Genomic DNA, 18,512 nt, shown 5'->3' with positions numbered 1-18,512 from the left:
ATTGGGGGAATAAATCCATGGAGACATCCTTGAAAACGGGAAGGCGCCTGTCGCTGCTGGCGGCGGCGCTGACTGCCACCTTCGCAACGCAGGCGTGGGGCAGCGAACTTCCGTCACTGGGCGAGGATTCCTCGCCCTGGCAGGTCGACCTGACCTACGAGAACCACACGGTCAAGCGCGAGCACACCGGCCTGGCCAAGTTCCGCAACACCATGCAGGCCGAGTTCGACAAGCGCGCCGGCAACGGCTGGGGCATCCACGGCATCCTGCGCGGCAGCTGGGATGGCGTCTATCGCATGAACAGCAACGAGTACGGCAAGGATGCCGGCGGATCGATCACGACGCAGTCGACGACGCCGGGCGGTTTGGTGAACAGCCCCTGGGGTGCCGGCCCGGTGACGCATTCGCTGGTGGCCGGTTTGGGCTATCCCGGTGCGGCCGGCAATGCCTTTGTCGATTCCTACGGTGCCAACAACCCGAATAGCGGCTTGCGCATCCTGGGTGACCGTTGGCACGGCACCGACGGCGGTGTCGGTTTTGCGGTTCCTGTTCGCCCATGCGACGTCGATAGCCGCGGGTGCCGCGACTTCGGCGGCTACGGCAACAAGAAGCTGTCCGAACTGGAGATGCCCGAGTTCAACGAGCGCCTCGATTTCATCCGCGAGCTGTATGCCAAGAAGTCCTTCAGCCTCGGCGACGGCAAGGAGCTGTTCGTCAAGGTCGGCAAGCAGCAGGTGGTCTGGGGCCGTACCGACCTGTTCCGCGTGCTCGACGTGATCAACCCGGTCGACTTCTCGCGCAACAACATCTACGACGAACTGTCCGACATCCGTATCCCGATGTGGATCGCCCAGGCCGAGTACCGCATGGGCGCCAGCGACTGGATGCAGGACCGCAATTTCCAGATCGTCTGGAACTTCGACAAGTTCCGTCCCAACAACCTGGGCCAGTGCGGCACGCCGAACGTCATTCTCGACGCCGGCTGTTTCTTCCGCGGCATGGCCAACCTGTGGGACAACGGCGGTACGGTGGCCAACTTCGCCAACGTCGCGCCGGGTACCTTGCTCGCCACCAACTTCGGCCCCGGCCAGATCGGCTTGAAGGATGTCAATCTGCCGGAGTGGAGCCTGTCCAATACCCAACTCGGCGCCAAGTACGAAGGCGTGACCATGGGCGGCCTCTCCTTCTCGCTGAATGCGTTGACCTATCGTTCTCAGCTGCCGTCGCTGCATGGCGGCAAGCGCGCGACGAACTCGTTCACCGGTCAATACCAGAATGCCTGGCCATACCTCATCTCCTTCGACATGGAGTTCCCGCGCGTCAATCTGGTCGGTGGCTCGATGGATTTCCAGATCCCGGCAGCAGGCGCAGCGGTACGCATGGAAGCGGCCTATACGCAGGGCGAGGAGTTCGCCAATACCGCACGTGAGCAGTTGTTCTCGAAGAACGATGTCTTCCGTGCCGTGATCGGTATCGACCGCCCGACCTTCATCCCGTTCATCAGCGAAAGCTCGGCAACGCTGATCTCGGCCCAGCTGTTCTACCAGCACATCTTCAACCACGAGTGGAAGCAGGCGCAGTATGGCCCGACCGGCATGCCGGACTGGGAAAACAACGTGATCGGCACCCTGTTGATCAAGGGCTTCCTGAAGAACGGAACGGTCAGCCCGCAGATCATTTTTGCGCATGACTTCCAGGCTCGTGCAACGGTGGCTGCGCCGCAGGTCGAATGGAATGTCTCCAACGACCTGAAAGTGACCATTGGAGCCAACTACAAGCTGGCCGAAGGTCGCGATCGCTGGAAATTCGATGATTGCCGCGCCTGCAATCCATTCGCACCCTTTACCGCACCCAACGGCGATGCCAACGCGAATACCCCGTACTCGCGCGGCTTTGGCGGCATGGAACCCCTCGGTCGCTTCCGCGCCGGCCCGATCGGCGCTGCCTTCAAGGAAAACGACATTTTCCTGCGCGTTAATTACAAATTCTGATCCAACAGAGGAGACATCGTATGAAAAAGCATTTGATCGCCATGCTGCCGCTACTGACGGCCGGCGTGATGGGGTCGGCCCTGGCTTCCACCGAAGCCGACGTCGAGAATTCCTTCAATCCGTACAAGGCCGGTATGCCGAGCTTTCCCGGGCTGACGGCCGGCACCGTCATCAACAAGGCCAACGCCGACCAGTTCAAGGACGTACTCGGTGCCGGCGTCTACAAGCTGATCAAGGAGGGCTTGTTCGAAATGAAGGTGGGAGCGACTACCCAGTTCGCTATTTCCAAGGCCTACATCGACGCCACCAAGGCCAATCTGGGCAAGGCCAAGCTGGGCGCCAAGGCGGGCGACAACCTGACCGGCTATGTCGCCGGCCGTCCCTTCCCGGAAGAGCCGGACGTCAAGGACCCGCGTGCCGGCGAGAAGCTGGCCTGGAACTACAAGTACGGCGTGAACTGGGGTGACGGCGCGATCATTTCGCCCTTCTTCTGGAAGTACAGGAACATGCAGACCGGGCAGGTGGAAAAGACCATCAAGTACGACTTCCACTTCCTGAACTTCATGCACCGCACCAAGGATGCGCCGGTGCCGGAAATCACCCCGAACCCGTCGGGCATCTTCCGCGCCATCTACGTCAAGGCGCACGAGCCGCAGGACCTGAAGAACACCCAGCTGCTGATCCAGCGTTTCGAGGACGATGCCAAGCTGGATGACGCCTATCTCTACCTCGGCTTCCAGCGTCGCGTGCGTCGCCTGGCCCAGGGGCAGGTCACCGACTCCTTCCTTGGCTCCGACCTGATGATCGAGGACTTCGAAGGCTACAACGGCCGCGTCTCCGACATGAAGTGGACCTACAAGGGCACCAGGAACGTCCTGCTGCCGATGTGGAACCACAACGAGCTGAAGCTGGCTTCCGACATGCCGGCCGAGGCCGACGGCTACAAGTACGTCGATTTCGGCGGCCAGGGCAAGTGCTTCCACGAAGGCACCTGGCAGCTGCGCAAGGTTTATGTGCTCGAAGCCGCACCGGTCAACACCAACCACCCGGTCAGCAAGCGCGTCTTCTACATGGACGCCCAGCTCGGCAACCTGAACGGCGCCAACGAAATCTACGACCGCAAGGGCGAGTTGTGGAAGGTATTCATGGTCGGCAAGTCGCACGCCGATTCCCACCTGCCGGTCAACAAGGGAGCCGGTATCGGTATCGACGACGCCTTCTCGATGGTCGATCTGCAGTCCAAGCACTGCACCACCGGCCAGTTCAAGGGCCAGGTCGATCCCAAGAAGAATCCGCCGGGACTCTTCCAGGTGCAAAACCTGCGCGGCGGCGACTGATCTTTCTTTCCTGCACCCAAACGGGTGTCTCTGCGGGCGGAGAGCCCTACTGCGTTGGGTTCTCCACCATCCTTCAGGGGGCTTCGGCCCCCGTTTTTTTGGACACGCTGCACTTCGCCGATGAGCGTGATCGTTTCGATGCCGAGCCTGACGAACATGGCTTGGTCTTGCTGTTTCGGGCAGAGGCATCGGGATATGCCCGTCATTTGGTGAATCCCTGATTGGCGGAAAGTTGTCGTGATTTTTTACGAACTGTGCAAAAGATTACGCATCTATGACTTTCGGACTATTTTTCGCCGCTTCGTGCGGGTATGCTCTGCGCAGTTATTTTGTGGTGACTGGGTTTTACGAGACATGAAGATTTTGCTGGTCGACGATTCGCGCGCCATTGCCATGGTGATGTGCGCCCGGCTGGAATCCTTTGGCCATGAGGTGCGTCATGCCCTTGATGGGCAGTCGGCGATCGACCTGTTTCGCTCCGAGGTGTTCGATCTGATCCTGATGGACATCGAAATGCCGGGCATGAACGGTTTCGAGGCGACCACCCGCATTCGCGCCCTGGAGGGCCATGAGCCCTGGGCTTGGACGCCGATCATCTTTGTTACCGCGACCGATACCGACAGCAATCTGGTCACCGCCATCGAGGCCGGCGGCGATGATTTCATTTCCAAGACCGTCCCGGAGGCCGTGTTGCAGGCCAAGATGAAGGCCATGTCACGGATTGCCGGACTGCGTACGCGGCTGTCGCTGGCCAATGCCAAGTTGCAGGACCAGGCCAACCGCGATGGCCTGACCGGGCTGCTCAATCGCCGGGCCATGGACCTTCAGGTCGACACGCTGTGGGAACTGGCGACGCGCGCCGGTAGACCGTTCAGCCTGCTGATGGTCGACGTCGACAATTTCAAGAAATACAACGACCACTACGGCCATCTGAAGGGCGACGAGTGCCTGCGTGCCGTAGCCTGCTGCATCGACTGCTGCGTGCGCCAGGCCCACGACGACAGGACGGCACTCGGTGCTTTTGCCGCCCGCTACGGCGGCGAAGAGTTCGCTGTGGTCATTCCCGATGTCGCCTCCGGAATCCATGCCGGTCTGGCGGCCAGCCTGGTTGAATCAGTCCACGCCTTGCGTCTTCCGCACGAGAAAAACGGCGATTTCGGCGTGGTTACCATCTCGGTCGGCGGCGCCTGCCTCGATCCGGCTGGTGGCGAAATCAGGACTTTGTTCCGTCAGGCCGACGAGCTGCTCTACAAGGCCAAGGCGGCTGGTCGCAACCGGGCCGAGGTGGCTTGAGTTCGTAGCCCGGCGGCGATGAAGGGCTCGTCGCTGGTGGAGGATGTTCAGGTCTGGATCAGGAGCGACAAAGGCGGACACCCGACATGGGGGGCGGTATCTCGTTCAGATCGGTACCCATGACATGGTTGTGCCACCAGTCGATCAGGAAATCCAGCAGCTCATTCGGGGCGTTAACGCCAAAAGTGGCCTGCAGGCAGTGGTTGGCGACGTATTCCTGAAAACACACATGTTCCTTGGAGTGCTTTGGAGTCAGGGTAACACCCATGGACGCAAGCATTGATTCCTCGCGAACCAGTGTTTCGAAAGCGTAAGTGCTGAGTTCATCCAGAATGTCGCTCATCGCCTCCGAGTGGGCGGGCGTGTTCTGGTTGCGATGCAGGCGGCTGATCAGGCCGGCAAGCCGGTGGCTGCTCGTATGGAGCGAGGGAATCGGCGGAAGGAGGGGCGTGTTGCGTATGGAACTTTCGCTCATGGCAGCCCGTGTTCGTTAAATTTCTTTACTCGCCTTGGGGTCTTTACGTACCATTCGCTCGAGGTAGTCTTTCCCGTTCTGTTCGCTGTCGTGGTAGAGCCCACGTCGGGGCGATCCGTCGCTGTAGTAGCGGCTGGGCCAGATGGTTTGTGGGGAAACCCCGATGACTTCGGCGAGAATGGCCTGTGCTTTGGGTAGCGGACGGTGTAGCGCCTCGGCGAAATAGGTTCGACTGACAGCATGCCGCCGGGCCAGCTCGCGAAGGGTGTAGCCGGCTTTCTCGACGGCTGCCTTGATGTCGGCTTTGTGCCAGTCCTGAGGGGCTGGCTTTTTTGGGTTTTTGAACGTTGTCATGTACACGTTTTGTATTGAAAATTACGACACTTTTGAGACTTTCTGGGTGGCGTTCCGCTGTATTGGCGGTTTTCGTGATTTTTCATGGCTTCACGGTGGATTGACATATGAATTATTGCATACTTTTTAAGTAACACGGTATGAAAATGAAATTCGGTGACCGCTTTCGCCTGGTCGTTGGCGAACACCCATTTGCCTGGGCGCACGCCAGGCATTTCCCGAAGGCGACGATCCAGAGTTTCTTGACGTGCAAAATCCGGCCGCAAAAGGCCAATCTGGACAAGCTGGTCAGCGTGACGGGAATTCCCGAAAGCTGGTGGTTGAGTGGCGAGGGGCCGCCTCCCGTTGAGGGAAGGGCGATATTACGGGCCGAGACTCGGCGGGCGGACTATGTTGTCGCCGGGGCCGGTGGCGACGTCAGGGAGGGTGCCATCCTGCCCGAGGAACTGGCGCTCTCTGTTTCGTATGCCACCCGGGTGCTCCGGGTGGTGCAGGCGGCTTCGTGGTTCCCGACGGGCTATGACGATTCCAGGACATCGGCCTTGATTACCAAGGCGCTTGGCCTGCTTGCCAGTTGTGCCGCTGGCGACCGCAAGCGCCTGGAACGCTTGCTTGAGGGCGATGTCGCGGTTGAGTCCGCATTGCGGCTGGCGCTGGCGGCTGAGGAGCCGGCCCAATAGCTTTAAACCTAGAAACCGCAGTTAATCGCTTGTCTACGCTTCGAAAGCCTCAAGGACACACGCTCCAGGTTTAAAGCGTTCGGGGCCGGCTTACGGCGGTGGGGTTGCACCGGGGAAAGGGCTTCGGTGGTGCGAGGTTGCCCGGGGCCACGGTTGCACGGGGGCGTTGCGCAAGTGGGGGCACGCTTTCAATCGGCGCCGCTTGAGCGGCGTCCAGCCTTGATCTCGGCCCGTCGTCCCTTCTGTTCCAGTCGCCGTTTGATCGCACCTTGCGTCGGTTTGGTCGGTCGGCGTTTGCGCGGTAATACGGCGACGCTGTTCACCAGCAATTCCAGTCGTCGCAGCGCCTCGGTCCGGTTCTTTTCCAGGCTGCGAAATGCCTGCGCCTTGATGATGGCCACGCCGTCCTTGCTGATTCGCTGATCGCCCAAAGTCAGCAGGCGCTCTTTGACTTCTGCTGGCAGGGATGAGGCTGGAATGTCGAAACGAAGGTGGACGGCGTTCGACACCTTGTTAACGTTCTGCCCACCGGGGCCCTGGGCGCGGATGGCGGTGAATTCGATTTCGTCGGGGGGTATGGCGAGGGCAGGGGGCATAGGGCGCACGGGATGTCGATAGCTCGGTATTGTCGGACGCCTGCTTTATCCGGTGGCGTGCACCGAATCGAAGCTGGCTATCCGCACATCGACCGTCATCGACAGTTTGTTCAGCGCCGCTGCCTTGGCCCGGCCTTCGGCGCTGGCGCGATAGAGGTGCGGGGTCATGGCCAGCAGGTCGGCGATTTGTTCCTGGCTGTCGAGCGCCAGCGAGAAACGAACGGTTTCGCCGGGCCGCGCGCTGAAACCCGCCGGCGCCGAGGTGTCGGCCGGGCGTTGCGGCTTCAGCGTCGGGTAGATGATTTCGCGTAGTTCGCGCAGGTGGTCCGGGCCGGCATCGACCTGGATCAGCCGGCCGCCCGGCTTGAGGACGCGGGCGAATTCGGCATAGACCGGGAAACCGAACAGGCACAGCACGCGGTCGACCGTGCCATCGAGCACCGGCAGCCGGGCGTTGGTGCCGACCACCCAGTTTGGCCGAGCATCTTGCTTGGCGGCGGCAAGGACGGCCCATTTCGAGATGTCGAGGCCGAGGATGGCCAGCGACTGGCCTTGGTCGGTTGCTGCGGCGGCCAGTTGGCGCAGGTAGTAGCCTTCACCGCTGCCGGCATCGAGGCAGGCAGCTTCCGGCGGCAGGTCGGCCAGCACGGCGCGGGCGACGGCTTCGGCGATGGGTTGGTAGTGGCCGGCATTGAGGAAGCGGCGGCGGGCGGCGACCATCTCCTTGCTGTCGCCGGGGTCGAGCGAACGCTTGTGCTGCACCGGCAGCAGGTGGGTGTGTCCCTGGCTGGCGATGTCGAAGTTGTGACCGGACGCGCAACGCCACGCGCTGCCTTCGCGGTGCAGCGGGGCGCCATCAAGCGGGCAGGCCAGGGCGGCGAAGGGCTGGATGCTCATGCGGTATGCGTGGGAGGAAGGGCGGGCAAAGGCAGCGATCAGGCCGCCAGTTTAGCCTCTTCGCGCACGCGCTTGGCCTCGTCGAGCAGGTAGCGCTGGTAGTCTTCGAGGTCGCCGTCGAATGGGCCGACGCCGCCCTTGGAGACCAGCCAGAATTCGTCGCACACCGAGCGCAGCAGGGCGCGGTCGTGGCTGACCAGCATGACCGTGCCTTCGAATTCGTTCAGCGCCACGGCCAGTGCCTCGCGGGTATTGAGGTCGAGGTGGTTGGTCGGCTCGTCCATCAGCAGCAGGTTGGGGCGCTGCCAGACCAGCATGCACAACACCAGGCGGGCCTTTTCACCGCCGCTCATGGTGCCGACAGCCTGCTTGACCATGTCGCCGCCGAAATTGAAGGTGCCGAGGAAGTTGCGCAGTTCCTGCTCGCGCCCGGGCAGGCTGCGGTTGCCGGCGGCCAGCGCTTCGCGGGCGAGGCGGGTCATGTGTTCGAGCGGCGTGTCCTGCGGGCGTAGCACGTCGAGTTCCTGCTGCGCGAAGTAGCCGATGTTCAGGCCCTTGCCGACGGTGACTTCGCCGCTGATCGCCTTCAGGTCGTTGGCGATGGTCTTGACCAGCGTGGACTTGCCCTGGCCGTTGGCGCCGAGGATGCCGATGCGCTGGCCAGCCATCACCGAGCGGTTGATGCCGCGCACAATGACGGTCGGCGGCGTGCCGGCCGGAGCGTCTTCCGGCGGCGGATAGCCGATGGCGGTATCGACCATCGACAGCATCGGGTTGGGCAGGTTCTGCGGTTCCTGGAACTCGAAGCTGAACTCGGCCTCGGCCAGCACCGGCGCGATCTTCTCCATGCGGTCCAGCGCCTTGACCCGGCTCTGCGCCTGCTTGGCCTTGCTGGCCTTGGCCTTGAAGCGGTCGATGAAGGACTGCAGGTGGGCGATCTTCTCGGCCTGGCGGGCGGCGGTGGCCTGCTGCAGCACGATCTGCTCGGCGCGCATGTCCTCGAACTTGCTGTAGTTGCCGCCGTAGCGGATCAGCTTGGCGTTGTCGATGTGCAGCGTAACGCCGGTGATGGCGTCAAGGAATTCGCGGTCGTGGCTGATCATGACCAGCGTGCCGGTGTAGCGCTTGAGCCAGGCTTCGAGCCAGACCAGGGCGTCGAGGTCGAGGTGGTTGGTCGGTTCGTCGAGGAGCAGGATATCGGACGGGCACATCAGGGCGCGGGCCAGCTGCAGGCGCATGCGCCAGCCGCCGGAAAAGCTGTTGACCGGGTTGTGCAACTCGGAAACCTTGAAGCCGAGGCCGAGGATCAGCGATTGGGCGCGCGCTTCGGCGTCATGTTCGCCGGCATCGTTGAGCGCCATGTAGGCCTCGGCCATGCGCATGCCGTCGTCGCTCGCCTCGGCGGCGGCGACTTCGTTGCGGGCGGCGAGCAGCGGGGTGTCGCCGTCGATGACGAAATCGGTCGCGCTTTGCTCGGTTTCCGGCATGTCCTGCGCCACCTGACCCATGCGCCATTGAGCGGGCATCGAGTAGTCGCCGCCATCCTCGTGCAGGGTGCCGTTGAGCAGCGCGAACAGCGTGGACTTGCCGGCGCCGTTGCGGCCGACCAGGCCGACCTTCTCGCCGGGGTTGATGGTGACGGATGCCTTGTCGAGCAGGGTCTTGGTACCGCGGCGCAGCGTGACGTTGCGGAGGATGATCATGAGTGCAGCTTTCGGGGGAAGGTCGGGCGGCCAGGATGCGTTTCCGACAAGGGGCGAGATTGTATCTGATTGATCTCGCGAATGTTTTTCTGGCTGTCGTTTTGTTGGATAGCGGGTATGAAAACCTGTTCCGAACAGCGTGCTCCCGGCGAACCCGGGAGCCGGCCTTACGCGTTCAGCCGCTCCATCTGGCACGGCGCCAGGCCGAGCAGGGCCAGTTGCGTTCCTTCGTTGCCCCGCCACCATGCCGCCACCCAGGCTGTCCCGTCGGCGTCGATGCGTTCGATGGCACAGCGGCTGCCGATCATGTCCATGAAGATCGCCATCTGATCTTCTTCCAGCTCCGGATCGGGCGAGATGTCGAGGACGAGCACCATGTCGCCGACGGCGACGCTGCGGCCGTTGATGTCCTTGGTGCTGAATTGCATGGCGGGCTCCTTGTGGAGGGTTGCCGTGTCGCAAAGCCGACTGCGGGTCAGGGTTTGACCATGGGTCGGCGACAGAGGTGCCCACAAATGCTGTACGACGAGGCGTTGTGCCTCCGTCTGCCGGGGGCGGCGCTTCCCGGCCAAGGCGCCACTCATGGCCCGGCCGGGTGCATGAGCGGCGCGATGAAGCCTGGCTTCAGAGATACTTTGCGAAAGCGCTCCGCCCGGCGTAGCGGGCCGCTCCGCCCAGGGCGTTTTCGATCAGCAGCAGGCGGTTGTACTTGGCGATGCGATCGGAGCGCGACAAGGAGCCGGTCTTGATCTGTCCGCAACCGGTCGCCACCGCCAGGTCGGCGATGGTCACATCCTCCGACTCGCCGGAGCGGTGCGAGAACACGGCGGCATAACCCACCGAGCGGGCCATTTGTACGGCGGACAGGGTTTCGCTGAGCGTGCCGATCTGGTTGAGCTTGATCAGGATGGCATTGGCTATCCCCTTGTCGATCCCTTCCTGGAGGATTTCGGGGTTGGTCACGAACAGGTCGTCGCCGACCAACTGGACGCGGCGCCCCAGTCGGTCGGTCAGCATGCCCCAGCCGGCCCAGTCGTCCTCGGCCATGCCGTCCTCGATGCTGACGATGGGGTAGTTGGCGACCAGGTCGGCCAGGTAGTGGCTGAATTCGGCGCTGGACATGGCGTGATCCTCGCCCGTCACGATGTACTTGCCGTCCCGGTAGAACTCGGAGGCAGCGCAGTCGAGCGCCAAGCCGATCTGTGTTCCGGGGTGGTAACCGGCGAGCAGGATGGCCTCGACGATGAGATCCAGCGCCTCCCGGGTCGATTTCACGTTCGGTGCAAAGCCGCCTTCGTCGCCGACGGAGGTCGGGAAGCCCTGGTCGTCCAGCAGCTTCTTCAAGGTATGGAAAACCGTCGCCCCGGCGCGCACGGCATCGCCGAAATGCTCGAAGCCATAGGGCACGATCATGCATTCCTGGAAATCGAGCGAATTATTGGCGTGTGCGCCGCCGTTGATGATATTCATCATCGGCACCGGCAAAACCGGCGGTGCGCTGGCCATCGCGGCGTGGAGCTCGATGCCTTGTGTCGCGGCGCTGGCCTTGGCTACCGCCAGCGACACGGCGAGGATGGCGTTGGCCCCGAGGCGCGACTTTCCCGGCGTGCCGTCGAGTTCGATCAGCTGCCGGTCGATGGCATCCTGGTCCGCCGCTTTGCGGCCGATCAAGGCCTGGCGGATTTCGCCATTGACGTGGCCGACGGCGCGCAGGACGCCCTTGCCCAGGTAACGGGATCTGTCGCCGTCACGTAGTTCGAGTGCCTCGCGGCGGCCGGTGGAGGCGCCGGAGGGGGAGATCGCGAAGCCCCGGCTGCCGTCGCTCAGGACGACCTCGGCCGCGACGGTGGGATTGCCCCGGGAATCCAGCAATTCGTAGCCCCGGATATGGTTGATGGTGGCCATGTTCTTCCTCTTCAAGAATTCAGTTGATGTGGGCGATGCGCAACAGGTTGGTCGTTCCCGGCGTACCGAAAGGCAGGCCGGCGACGATGGCGATGGCCGCGCCGGGCTCGCCGAAACCTTCGGCATGTGCCGTGCTGCAGGCGAGATCGCTCATTTCGCGGACATCGAGGACTTTCGGGCAGAGCACCGGATAGACGCTCCACGCCAGCGCCAGCCGGCGTGCCGTCGCCAGCTCCGGCGTCATGCCGATGATCGGTGCCTGCGGGCGCTCGCGCGCCATGCGCAGGGCCGAGTAGCCGGAGGTGGTGTAGGCCACCGAGGCGGCCACCGGCAGTGTGCTGACGGCGCAGCGCATGGCCGCGCCGATGGCATCGGCCGCATCCGGCCGGGAAGGCGTGCGCGATGCGTCGAGCCCTTCCCGGTAGTGCGGGTCGGCCTCGGTATGGGCGATGATACCGCTCATCATGCGTACCGCCTCGACCGGATAGCGTCCGGAGGCCGATTCGGCCGACAGCATCACCGCGTCGGCACCGTCGTAGATCGCCGTCGCCACGTCGGAGGCTTCGGCGCGCGTCGGCACCGGCGCCGAAATCATCGATTCGAGCATCTGGGTGGCGACGATGACCGGCTTGCCGGCCTTGCGGCAGGCGCGGACGATGCGTTTCTGGATCGTCGGCACTTGCTCGGGCGGCATTTCGACGCCGAGATCGCCGCGGGCGACCATGACCGCATCCGCCGCCTCGACGATGGGATCGAGACTGAGAATGGCCATCGGCTTTTCCAGCTTGGCGACGATACCGGCCCGCCCTTGCACGATGGCCTTGATCTCCCGGATATCCTCGGCGCGCTGGACGAAGGACAGGGCCACCCAGTCCACGCCGAGTTCCAGCGCGAAGGCCAGGTCGGCGCGATCCTTGGCGGTCAGTGCCGACAGCGGCAGCACGACGCCGGGCACATTGACGCCCTTGCGGTCGGACACCGCGCCGCCGGCGACGACCCGTGTCCGGGCAAAGTCCGGGCCGCATTCCTCGACGCGCAGGCGGACCCGGCCGTCGTCGATGAGCAGGTCGGTGCCCACCTCCAGCGCCGCGAAAATCTCGGGATGCGGCAGCGGCGCCCGTTCGCCATCGCCTGCCTTCGCCACATCGAGATCGAGCCGGAAAACGGCGCCTTCCTCAAGCCGCACCGGCCCGCCGGCAAAGGTGCCGAGGCGCAGCTTGGGGCCCTGCAAGTCGATCAGGATGCCGACCGGGCGGCTCAGGTCCCGCTCGATGCGGCGGATGAGTTCATGGTTGCGCTGGTGGTCGGCATGGCTGCCGTGGCTGAAGTTCAGCCGGAACACGTCGGCGCCGGCTTCGAACAGGGCGCGGATGGTCTCCTGGTCGGCACTGGCCGGCCCGAGGGTGGCCACGATCTTGGCATTGCGTTTTCTGTACATGCTCTGTCCCCTTACTGGGTGGCTCAGGCTTCTGCCCGGCCGGTGATCAGAATGGCCCGGAAGTCGTTCACGTTGGTCAGTGTCGGGCCGGTGATGACGGCGTCGCCGAGGGTGCCGAAAAACCCGTGGCCGTCGTTGGCGTCGAGGCATTCCCGGGGGCGCAGGCCGTGCTTCCAGGCGCGCGCCAGGCTGTCCGGGGCGAGGAAGGCGCCGGCGATCTCTTCCTGGCCATCGACGCCGTCGGTATCCCCTGCCAGGGCGTAAACCCCCGGTTCGCCGTCGAGGGCAATGCCCAGCGAGAGCAGGAATTCGACGTTGCGTCCGCCGCGCCCGGCGCCGCGGACGGTGACCGTGGTTTCGCCGCCGGAGATCAGCACGCACGGCGTATCGAACGGCAGGTCATGGCGGGCGACCTGTCGGGCCAGTGCGGCGAGCACCTTGCCGACATCCCGCGCCTCGCCTTCGATGCTGTCGCTCAGGACATGCGCCGCGATGCCTGCCTGGGCTGCCACCTCGGCGGCCCGGGCAAGCGCCATCTGCGGTGCGGCGACAATGCGGGTGACGGCATTCGCCAGCCGCGGATCGTCCGGCTTGATCGATTCGCCTTCACCGCTTTCCAGTACCCGGCGGACGCTATCCGGCAGCACGATGCCGTAGCGACGCACGATGGCCAGCGCATCGGCGCAGGTGGTCGGGTCGCCGACGGTCGGGCCGGAGGCGATGTCGCAGGGGTTGTCGCCGGGCACGTCGGATATCAGCAGGGTGACCACGCGCGCCGGATGGCAGGCTGCCGCCAGCCGCCCGCCCTTGACCTTCGACAGATGGCGACGCACGCAATTCATCTCGCTGATCGTCGCTCCCGAGGCCAGCAAGGCGCGATTGACCGCCTGCTTGTCTTCCAGCGAAATGCCGTCCAGCGGCAGGGCGAGCAGTGCCGAACCCCCGCCCGAAATCAGGCAGAGAACGGTGTCGTCGGCGGTCAGCCCACCAACGCGGTCGAGAATGCGCTGGGCCGCCGCCAGGCCGGCCGCATCGGGGACCGGATGCGCCGCCTCGACGATCTCGATGCGCTCGCAGGGCACGCCGTAGCCGTAGCGGGTGACGACCAGCCCGCTCAGTTCGCCCGGCCAGTGCTGTTCGACGGCTTGCGCCATGGCGGCGGAGGCTTTGCCGGCACCGATGACGACCAAGCGCCCCTTGGGCGGCTCCGGCAGATGCTCCGGAATGCAGCGATGCGGCTGGGCCGCTTCGATCGCGGCCTGGAACATCGAGGCCAACAGGTCACGCGGAGGAATGGAGTGATTCATGACGAAAACCCTTGATAGTTTCGAAGGCGGCGCGGGGAATGGTCCGCGCCGCCAGTCGTTCAGCGATTGACCACCTTGGCCGGCACGCGCAGCACCAGCATGGCGCCGAGGAAGAGTACACCGGAGAGCACATAGAGGGCGACGGTGGTGCCGCCGGTGGCATCCTTGATCCAGCCCACCAGGAAGGGGCTGACGAAACCGGCGATCTGGCCGAGGGAGTTGATCAACGCCAGGCCGCCGGCTGCGGCGGCACTGCCCAGGAAAGCGGTCGGCAGCGGCCAGAACATCGGCAGGCCGGCCAGGGCACCCATGGTGGCGAACGAGAGGCCGACGATGGCCAGCGTCGTGTTGCTACCGGCCTGGGTGGCCAGCATCAGGCCGAACAAGCCCATCAGCAGCGGAGCGCTGAGGTGCCAGCGGCGTTCCTTGCGGGCATCGCCCGAGCGGCCGATCCAGATCATGAAGATGCTCGCGCAGAGGTAGGGAATGGCGCTGATCCAGCCGACCATGGTGGGCGTCTGGAAGCCGAGCGACTTGACGATGGTGGGCAGCCAGAAGTTGATGGCATAGACGCCCATCTGGATGCAGAAATAAATCAGGCCGAGCAGCCAGACGTTCTTGTTCTTCAGCACGCTGGCGAAGGTATCGGCCGCCGTGCTGGTTTCCCGGCGCAGCTTTTCGTCCTTTTCAAGTTCGGCACGGAGCATCGCCTTTTCGTCGTCGCTCAGCCACTTGGCCTGGTCGATCCCGTCGTTGAGCAGGATATAGACGAGGAAACCGAGCGCCACCGTCGGCAGGCCCTGGAGCAGGAACATCCATTGCCAGCCGGCCATGCCGCCCTGGCCGGCGAAGGCCTGCATCATCCAGCCCGACAGCGGGCTGCCCAGGACGCCGGAAATCGGGATTGCCGACATGAACAGGCCCATGATGCGACCACGCCGCGAAGCCGGGAACCAGCTGGTGAAATAGAGGACGATGCCGGGGAAGAAGCCGGCCTCGAATACGCCGGTGATGAAGCGCAGGGCGTAGAACTGTTCGGGGGTCTGGACGAACATCAGCGCGGCCGAGGCAGCGCCCCAGGCGACCATCAGCGTGCCGATCACCTTGCGCGCGCCGAGCTTGTGCAGCAGCAGGTTGCTGGGCACGCCGCTGAGGACGTAACCGATGAAGAAGATGCCGGCGCCCAAGCCGTAGATGGTTTCGCTCCATTTCAGCGCATCGAGCATCTGCAGCTTGGCGAAACCGACATTGACGCGGTCGAGGTAATTGAACAGGTAACAGACGAAAATAAACGGAATCAGGTGGAAGGTCACCTTCCGATAGGCATTTTCCAGGGCGTTCGGATCGCCCCCTCCGGCGACGGTCGGCCCGCCTCTTTCTGCAGTGGTCATGCTTGTCTCCTTTTTTGATGGATGGTGCCGTGAGGCAACATCATCGTAGAAGGGTGCATGTCTTTGTGCATTGGGCAAAGCCACAAAAATTCAACATTGGATAACTAATTTATCGTTCAAATGCACTATTCTTGTGGGGTGTATTCCCTCGAGAAACAAGCATGATGATCGCTCCCGAACTGGCTCAGGAAATCGTCGAACGGGCAATGCAGGTGTTGCCGCTCAACGTCAATGTGATGGACGCACGCGGCATCATCATCGCCAGCGGCACCCCGGAAAGAATCGGTGACCTGCATGCCGGCGCCCAGATGGTCCTGGCCCGTGGCGCCGCCGTGGAAATCGACCCGGCGGCGACGAACAGCCTGCCCGGCGCCAAGGCCGGGATCAACCTGCCGCTCTATGGGCGCGGCGAGATTTGCGGCGTGGTCGGCATCACCGGCGCCCCGGACGAGGTTCGCCAGTTCGGACAATTGTTGCGGATCACCGCCGAGATGATCATCGAGCAGGCATTGCTGACCGGTGAATTGCAGCGCGAACGGCGCTACCGCGAGGAGTTCGTCTTCCAGCTGTTGAAACGCACCGGTGTTTCGCCGGAAAGCATGGCGGCCTGGGCGGCCCGGCTGGGTATCGATCTCGGCCTGCCGCGCGTGGTGACGATCCTGCACGTCGGCAGCGACGACACCGAGCCCGATCGCCAGCTACTCGACCTGCAGCGCGCCCAAGGCGAATTGCTGAGCCGCTGGGAAGACCTGCCCACCGCCGTGCTCTCGCCGCGCGAACTGGCGATCCTGGAGCCTTTCGTGGGTTCGGAGCATCCCGCCGAATGTGCGCGGCAGGCTCTCCTCCGCCTGGGGGAACTGAACGCGCTCGTCGAGCACCGGCTCGAACTCGACTACATGCTGACTTCCGGCATCGCCTTGCCGGGAATCGCCGGCGCCTCGGCCTCCTACCAGTCGGCCGTGACCACCTTCGCCATCGCCCGGCAGCGCGGCGTCAAGCGCCCCTATGCCTCCTTTTACGAGCATACCTTGCCGGTGCTGCTGGTCGACCTCGATCTGGGCTGGAAAAGAGAGCAGTTCCTTGCGCCCTTTGCCCGCTTGAGTGGCGGCGACCCTAAATCGGCTGTGCTGATCCGAACGCTTCGCGCCTGGTTCGCCAACAACCGGCATCCGACCCTGACCGCCAAAGCGCTGCATATCCACCGCAACACGCTTGATTACCGGTTGCAGAAAATCAGCGAAATCACCGGCATGAACCTCGATGCCATCGACGACACGCTCTTGCTTTACATCGGCATGCAGCTGAGCGCCCCGTGAGTGATCAACTGCGACGACGTTTGTAGATCGAGCGCAGGCTGTCGGGCTTCCTTGTCGCCTGGCTGGTGCGGTCAGTGCAGTTCGTAGCCGAAGGACTTGATCACGTCCTGCGCCTTCTGCCCCTTCATGTAGTTGAGTAGTGCCGTGGCAGCCGGTTTGTCCTTGCCCTTGCTCAGGATCACCGCATCCTGGCGGATCGGGTCGTAGAGGTTGCCCGGCACGACCCAGCCCGAGCCGGAGCCGACCTGGCCGTTCTTGATCACCTGCGAGTAGGCAACGAAACCCAGTTCGGCGGCCCCGGTGGAAACGAACTGATGTGTCTGCGCGATGTTCTCGCCCTGCACGAACAGCGGTTTCAGGTTGTCGACGACGCCGAGCTTGCTCATGGTCTGCATGGCAGCCGCGCCATAGGGGGCGGTTTTCAGGTTGGCGATGGCGAGGTGCTTGAAGCCGCCTTTTTTTAGGATTTCGCCCTTGTCGTCGACCAGCTTGGGGTTGGTTGACCATAGCACCAGTTTTCCGATGGCGTAGGTGAAGGGCGTGCCGGTCACGGCCAGTCCTTCCCTGAGCAGCCGGGCCGGGGTTTCGTCGTCGGCGGACAGCAGGACCTCGAATGGCGCGCCGTTGGCGATCTGGGCGTAGAACTTGCCTGTAGCGCCAAAGGCCAGGCTGGCCTTGTGCCCGGTGTCGCGCTCGAAGAGCGTGGCAATGACCTGCATCGGGCCGGTGAAGTTGGCGGCAACCGCCACCTGGACTTCGTCGGCGCGGGCCGTGGCGACGGTCAGCAAGGACAGGATCAGGATGCTCAGACGTTTCATGGCGCGTTCTCCAGGCTAAGGATCAGGAATATTTGCAAAGAATGACGGCGGAGGCCTTGAACACGGCACAGGCCTGTTCGCCGACGGCCAGGCCAAGGCGTTCGACGCTCTCGTGGGTGACCACGGCGCATACCGACTTGCCGCCCTTCATGGCCAGCGTGACCTCGGAATTGACCGGGCTGTCGTGAATGCGGGTGATTTCACCCCACAGCTGGTTGCGGGCGCTGGTCTTCAGGTTGGGGTCGTTGAGCAGCAGGACGGACGAGGATTTGACCAGTGCGTTGATTTCCATGCCGATGCTCAGGCCGAGATTTTCCGCCGAGTCGCCGGTGATGACGGCGACGATCTCGTTGTCGTCGTCGAGCTTGATGCGCACCTCAAAATCGACTTGCCCCGCGCGCAAGCCAACGATATGGCCGGCGAACTGGTTGCGGGCACTGGTTTTCATCGACATGCGCTTGAGCAATTGGCGGAACTGCTTGAGGTCGCTGGCCTCTCCTTCGTTCATGCTCGCCGTCAGGCGGTCGAGCGCAGCCTGGTACTCGGCCTCCAGGGCGCGATAGAGGGCGACCACCTTGCGCCCGTAGTCGGTCAGTTGCGTGCCGCCGCCGTGTTTGCCACCGGTCGAGCGCACGACCAATGCCTGATCGGCCAGGTTGTTCATGGCATCAACGGCATCCCAGGCGGCCTTGTAGGAGAGGGGGACGGCCTTTGCGGCCTGCGAAATGGAGCCGTGTTGTTCGATGGCTTCAAGCAGGCGGATGCGGGTGTCGCCGAGAAAAGTGCCGAATTCGGAATCGACTTCGAGTTTGCCGCGCAGGCGATGCAGTATGGAGTCCATGATAGGGGCTATTTGTTTATATATTGGATACTATAACGCAATTCGAAAAATTCCTTTCAACTAGCGGCGTTATGGTGCAATTTGCCGATCGGTAAGCCGTAAATTGCCATCGGTTCGACAAAATTCGTTAATTATGTTTGTATACAGCGAAAGTCGGGATGAAATGTTTG

The 18,512-nt window shown here is 63.3% G+C and carries 17 protein-coding genes; 5 read left to right on the top strand and 12 right to left on the bottom strand.

Annotated elements, in window-relative coordinates:
* Window positions 1-17 precede the first annotated feature (17 nt).
* The 3 genes from AB6Q56_RS10935 to AB6Q56_RS10925 all read left to right on the top strand — a co-directional run bounded on the left by AB6Q56_RS10935 (window position 18) and on the right by AB6Q56_RS10925 (window position 4,621).
* On the top strand, window positions 18-1,991 hold the full coding sequence (locus AB6Q56_RS10935; protein ID WP_434517073.1) for a DUF1302 family protein: 1,974 nt from the start codon (window positions 18-20) through the stop codon (window positions 1,989-1,991).
* A 20-nt stretch (window positions 1,992-2,011) separates the two neighbouring features.
* Window positions 2,012-3,328, top strand: coding sequence for a DUF1329 domain-containing protein (locus tag AB6Q56_RS10930; RefSeq protein ID WP_434517072.1), 1,317 nt, complete (start codon window positions 2,012-2,014; stop codon window positions 3,326-3,328).
* 354 nt (window positions 3,329-3,682) lie between these two features.
* The gene (locus AB6Q56_RS10925; protein ID WP_434517071.1) at window positions 3,683-4,621 is read left to right on the top strand and encodes a diguanylate cyclase; all 939 of its coding nucleotides are present in this window, start codon (window positions 3,683-3,685) and stop codon (window positions 4,619-4,621) included.
* A 58-nt stretch (window positions 4,622-4,679) separates the two neighbouring features.
* On the opposite strand, the gene AB6Q56_RS10920 is transcribed toward AB6Q56_RS10925, so the two are convergent.
* Entirely contained in the window at window positions 4,680-5,096 is a 417-nt protein-coding gene (locus AB6Q56_RS10920) for a hemerythrin family protein (protein WP_434517070.1), read from the bottom strand.
* 15 nt (window positions 5,097-5,111) lie between these two features.
* Window positions 5,112-5,450, bottom strand: coding sequence for a helix-turn-helix domain-containing protein (locus tag AB6Q56_RS10915; protein ID WP_434517069.1), 339 nt, complete (start codon window positions 5,448-5,450; stop codon window positions 5,112-5,114).
* Window positions 5,451-5,590: 140 nt separating this feature from the next.
* On the opposite strand from AB6Q56_RS10915, the gene AB6Q56_RS10910 reads away from it, so the two are divergent.
* Window positions 5,591-6,130 (top strand): hypothetical protein, encoded by a 540-nt coding sequence (locus tag AB6Q56_RS10910; RefSeq protein WP_434517068.1) that lies wholly within the window; start codon window positions 5,591-5,593, stop codon window positions 6,128-6,130.
* Between the two features lie 188 nt (window positions 6,131-6,318).
* Here the strand turns inward: AB6Q56_RS10910 and arfB are convergent, their stop codons facing one another.
* The 8 genes from arfB to AB6Q56_RS10870 form a co-directional block, all read right to left on the bottom strand.
* Window positions 6,319-6,726, bottom strand: a complete 408-nt coding sequence (arfB, locus tag AB6Q56_RS10905; protein ID WP_434517067.1) for an alternative ribosome rescue aminoacyl-tRNA hydrolase ArfB — start codon at window positions 6,724-6,726, stop codon at window positions 6,319-6,321.
* A 45-nt stretch (window positions 6,727-6,771) separates the two neighbouring features.
* Window positions 6,772-7,623: a putative RNA methyltransferase gene (locus AB6Q56_RS10900; protein WP_434517066.1), complete on the bottom strand. Its 852-nt coding sequence runs from the start codon at window positions 7,621-7,623 to the stop codon at window positions 6,772-6,774.
* Between the two features lie 38 nt (window positions 7,624-7,661).
* On the bottom strand, window positions 7,662-9,326 hold the full coding sequence (locus AB6Q56_RS10895) for an ABC-F family ATP-binding cassette domain-containing protein (protein WP_434517065.1): 1,665 nt from the start codon (window positions 9,324-9,326) through the stop codon (window positions 7,662-7,664).
* A gap of 167 nt (window positions 9,327-9,493) precedes the next feature.
* Window positions 9,494-9,754 carry a hypothetical protein gene (locus tag AB6Q56_RS10890; protein WP_434517064.1) on the bottom strand — a complete coding sequence of 87 codons (261 nt, stop codon included), beginning with the start codon at window positions 9,752-9,754 and terminating at the stop codon, window positions 9,494-9,496.
* 196 nt (window positions 9,755-9,950) lie between these two features.
* Complete coding sequence (gene eno / locus AB6Q56_RS10885; protein WP_434517063.1) at window positions 9,951-11,231, bottom strand: phosphopyruvate hydratase; 1,281 nt, start codon at window positions 11,229-11,231, stop codon at window positions 9,951-9,953.
* A 19-nt stretch (window positions 11,232-11,250) separates the two neighbouring features.
* Window positions 11,251-12,669, bottom strand: coding sequence for a pyruvate kinase (pyk, locus tag AB6Q56_RS10880; protein WP_434517062.1), 1,419 nt, complete (start codon window positions 12,667-12,669; stop codon window positions 11,251-11,253).
* 23 nt (window positions 12,670-12,692) lie between these two features.
* Window positions 12,693-13,976, bottom strand: a complete 1,284-nt coding sequence (locus AB6Q56_RS10875; RefSeq protein ID WP_434517061.1) for a glycerate kinase type-2 family protein — start codon at window positions 13,974-13,976, stop codon at window positions 12,693-12,695.
* Window positions 13,977-14,035: 59 nt separating this feature from the next.
* Window positions 14,036-15,367 carry an MFS transporter gene (locus tag AB6Q56_RS10870; RefSeq protein WP_434517060.1) on the bottom strand — a complete coding sequence of 444 codons (1,332 nt, stop codon included), beginning with the start codon at window positions 15,365-15,367 and terminating at the stop codon, window positions 14,036-14,038.
* Window positions 15,368-15,528: 161 nt separating this feature from the next.
* On the opposite strand from AB6Q56_RS10870, the gene AB6Q56_RS10865 reads away from it, so the two are divergent.
* A complete protein-coding gene (locus tag AB6Q56_RS10865) occupies window positions 15,529-16,683 on the top strand; it encodes a sugar diacid recognition domain-containing protein (RefSeq protein WP_434517059.1) in 1,155 nt (384 codons plus the stop codon).
* 71 nt (window positions 16,684-16,754) lie between these two features.
* Here the strand turns inward: AB6Q56_RS10865 and modA are convergent, their stop codons facing one another.
* Window positions 16,755-17,501: a molybdate ABC transporter substrate-binding protein gene (gene modA, locus AB6Q56_RS10860; RefSeq protein WP_434517058.1), complete on the bottom strand. Its 747-nt coding sequence runs from the start codon at window positions 17,499-17,501 to the stop codon at window positions 16,755-16,757.
* A gap of 22 nt (window positions 17,502-17,523) precedes the next feature.
* Complete coding sequence (locus AB6Q56_RS10855) at window positions 17,524-18,342, bottom strand: TOBE domain-containing protein (RefSeq protein ID WP_434517057.1); 819 nt, start codon at window positions 18,340-18,342, stop codon at window positions 17,524-17,526.
* Between the last annotated feature and the right edge of the window lie 170 nt (window positions 18,343-18,512).

The organism is Dechloromonas sp. ARDL1, from assembly GCF_051122455.1.
Classification (GTDB): domain Bacteria; phylum Pseudomonadota; class Gammaproteobacteria; order Burkholderiales; family Rhodocyclaceae; genus Azonexus.
The sequence above is the reverse complement of the archived record's forward strand: the minus strand, read 5'-3'. Positions and strand labels throughout refer to the sequence as shown.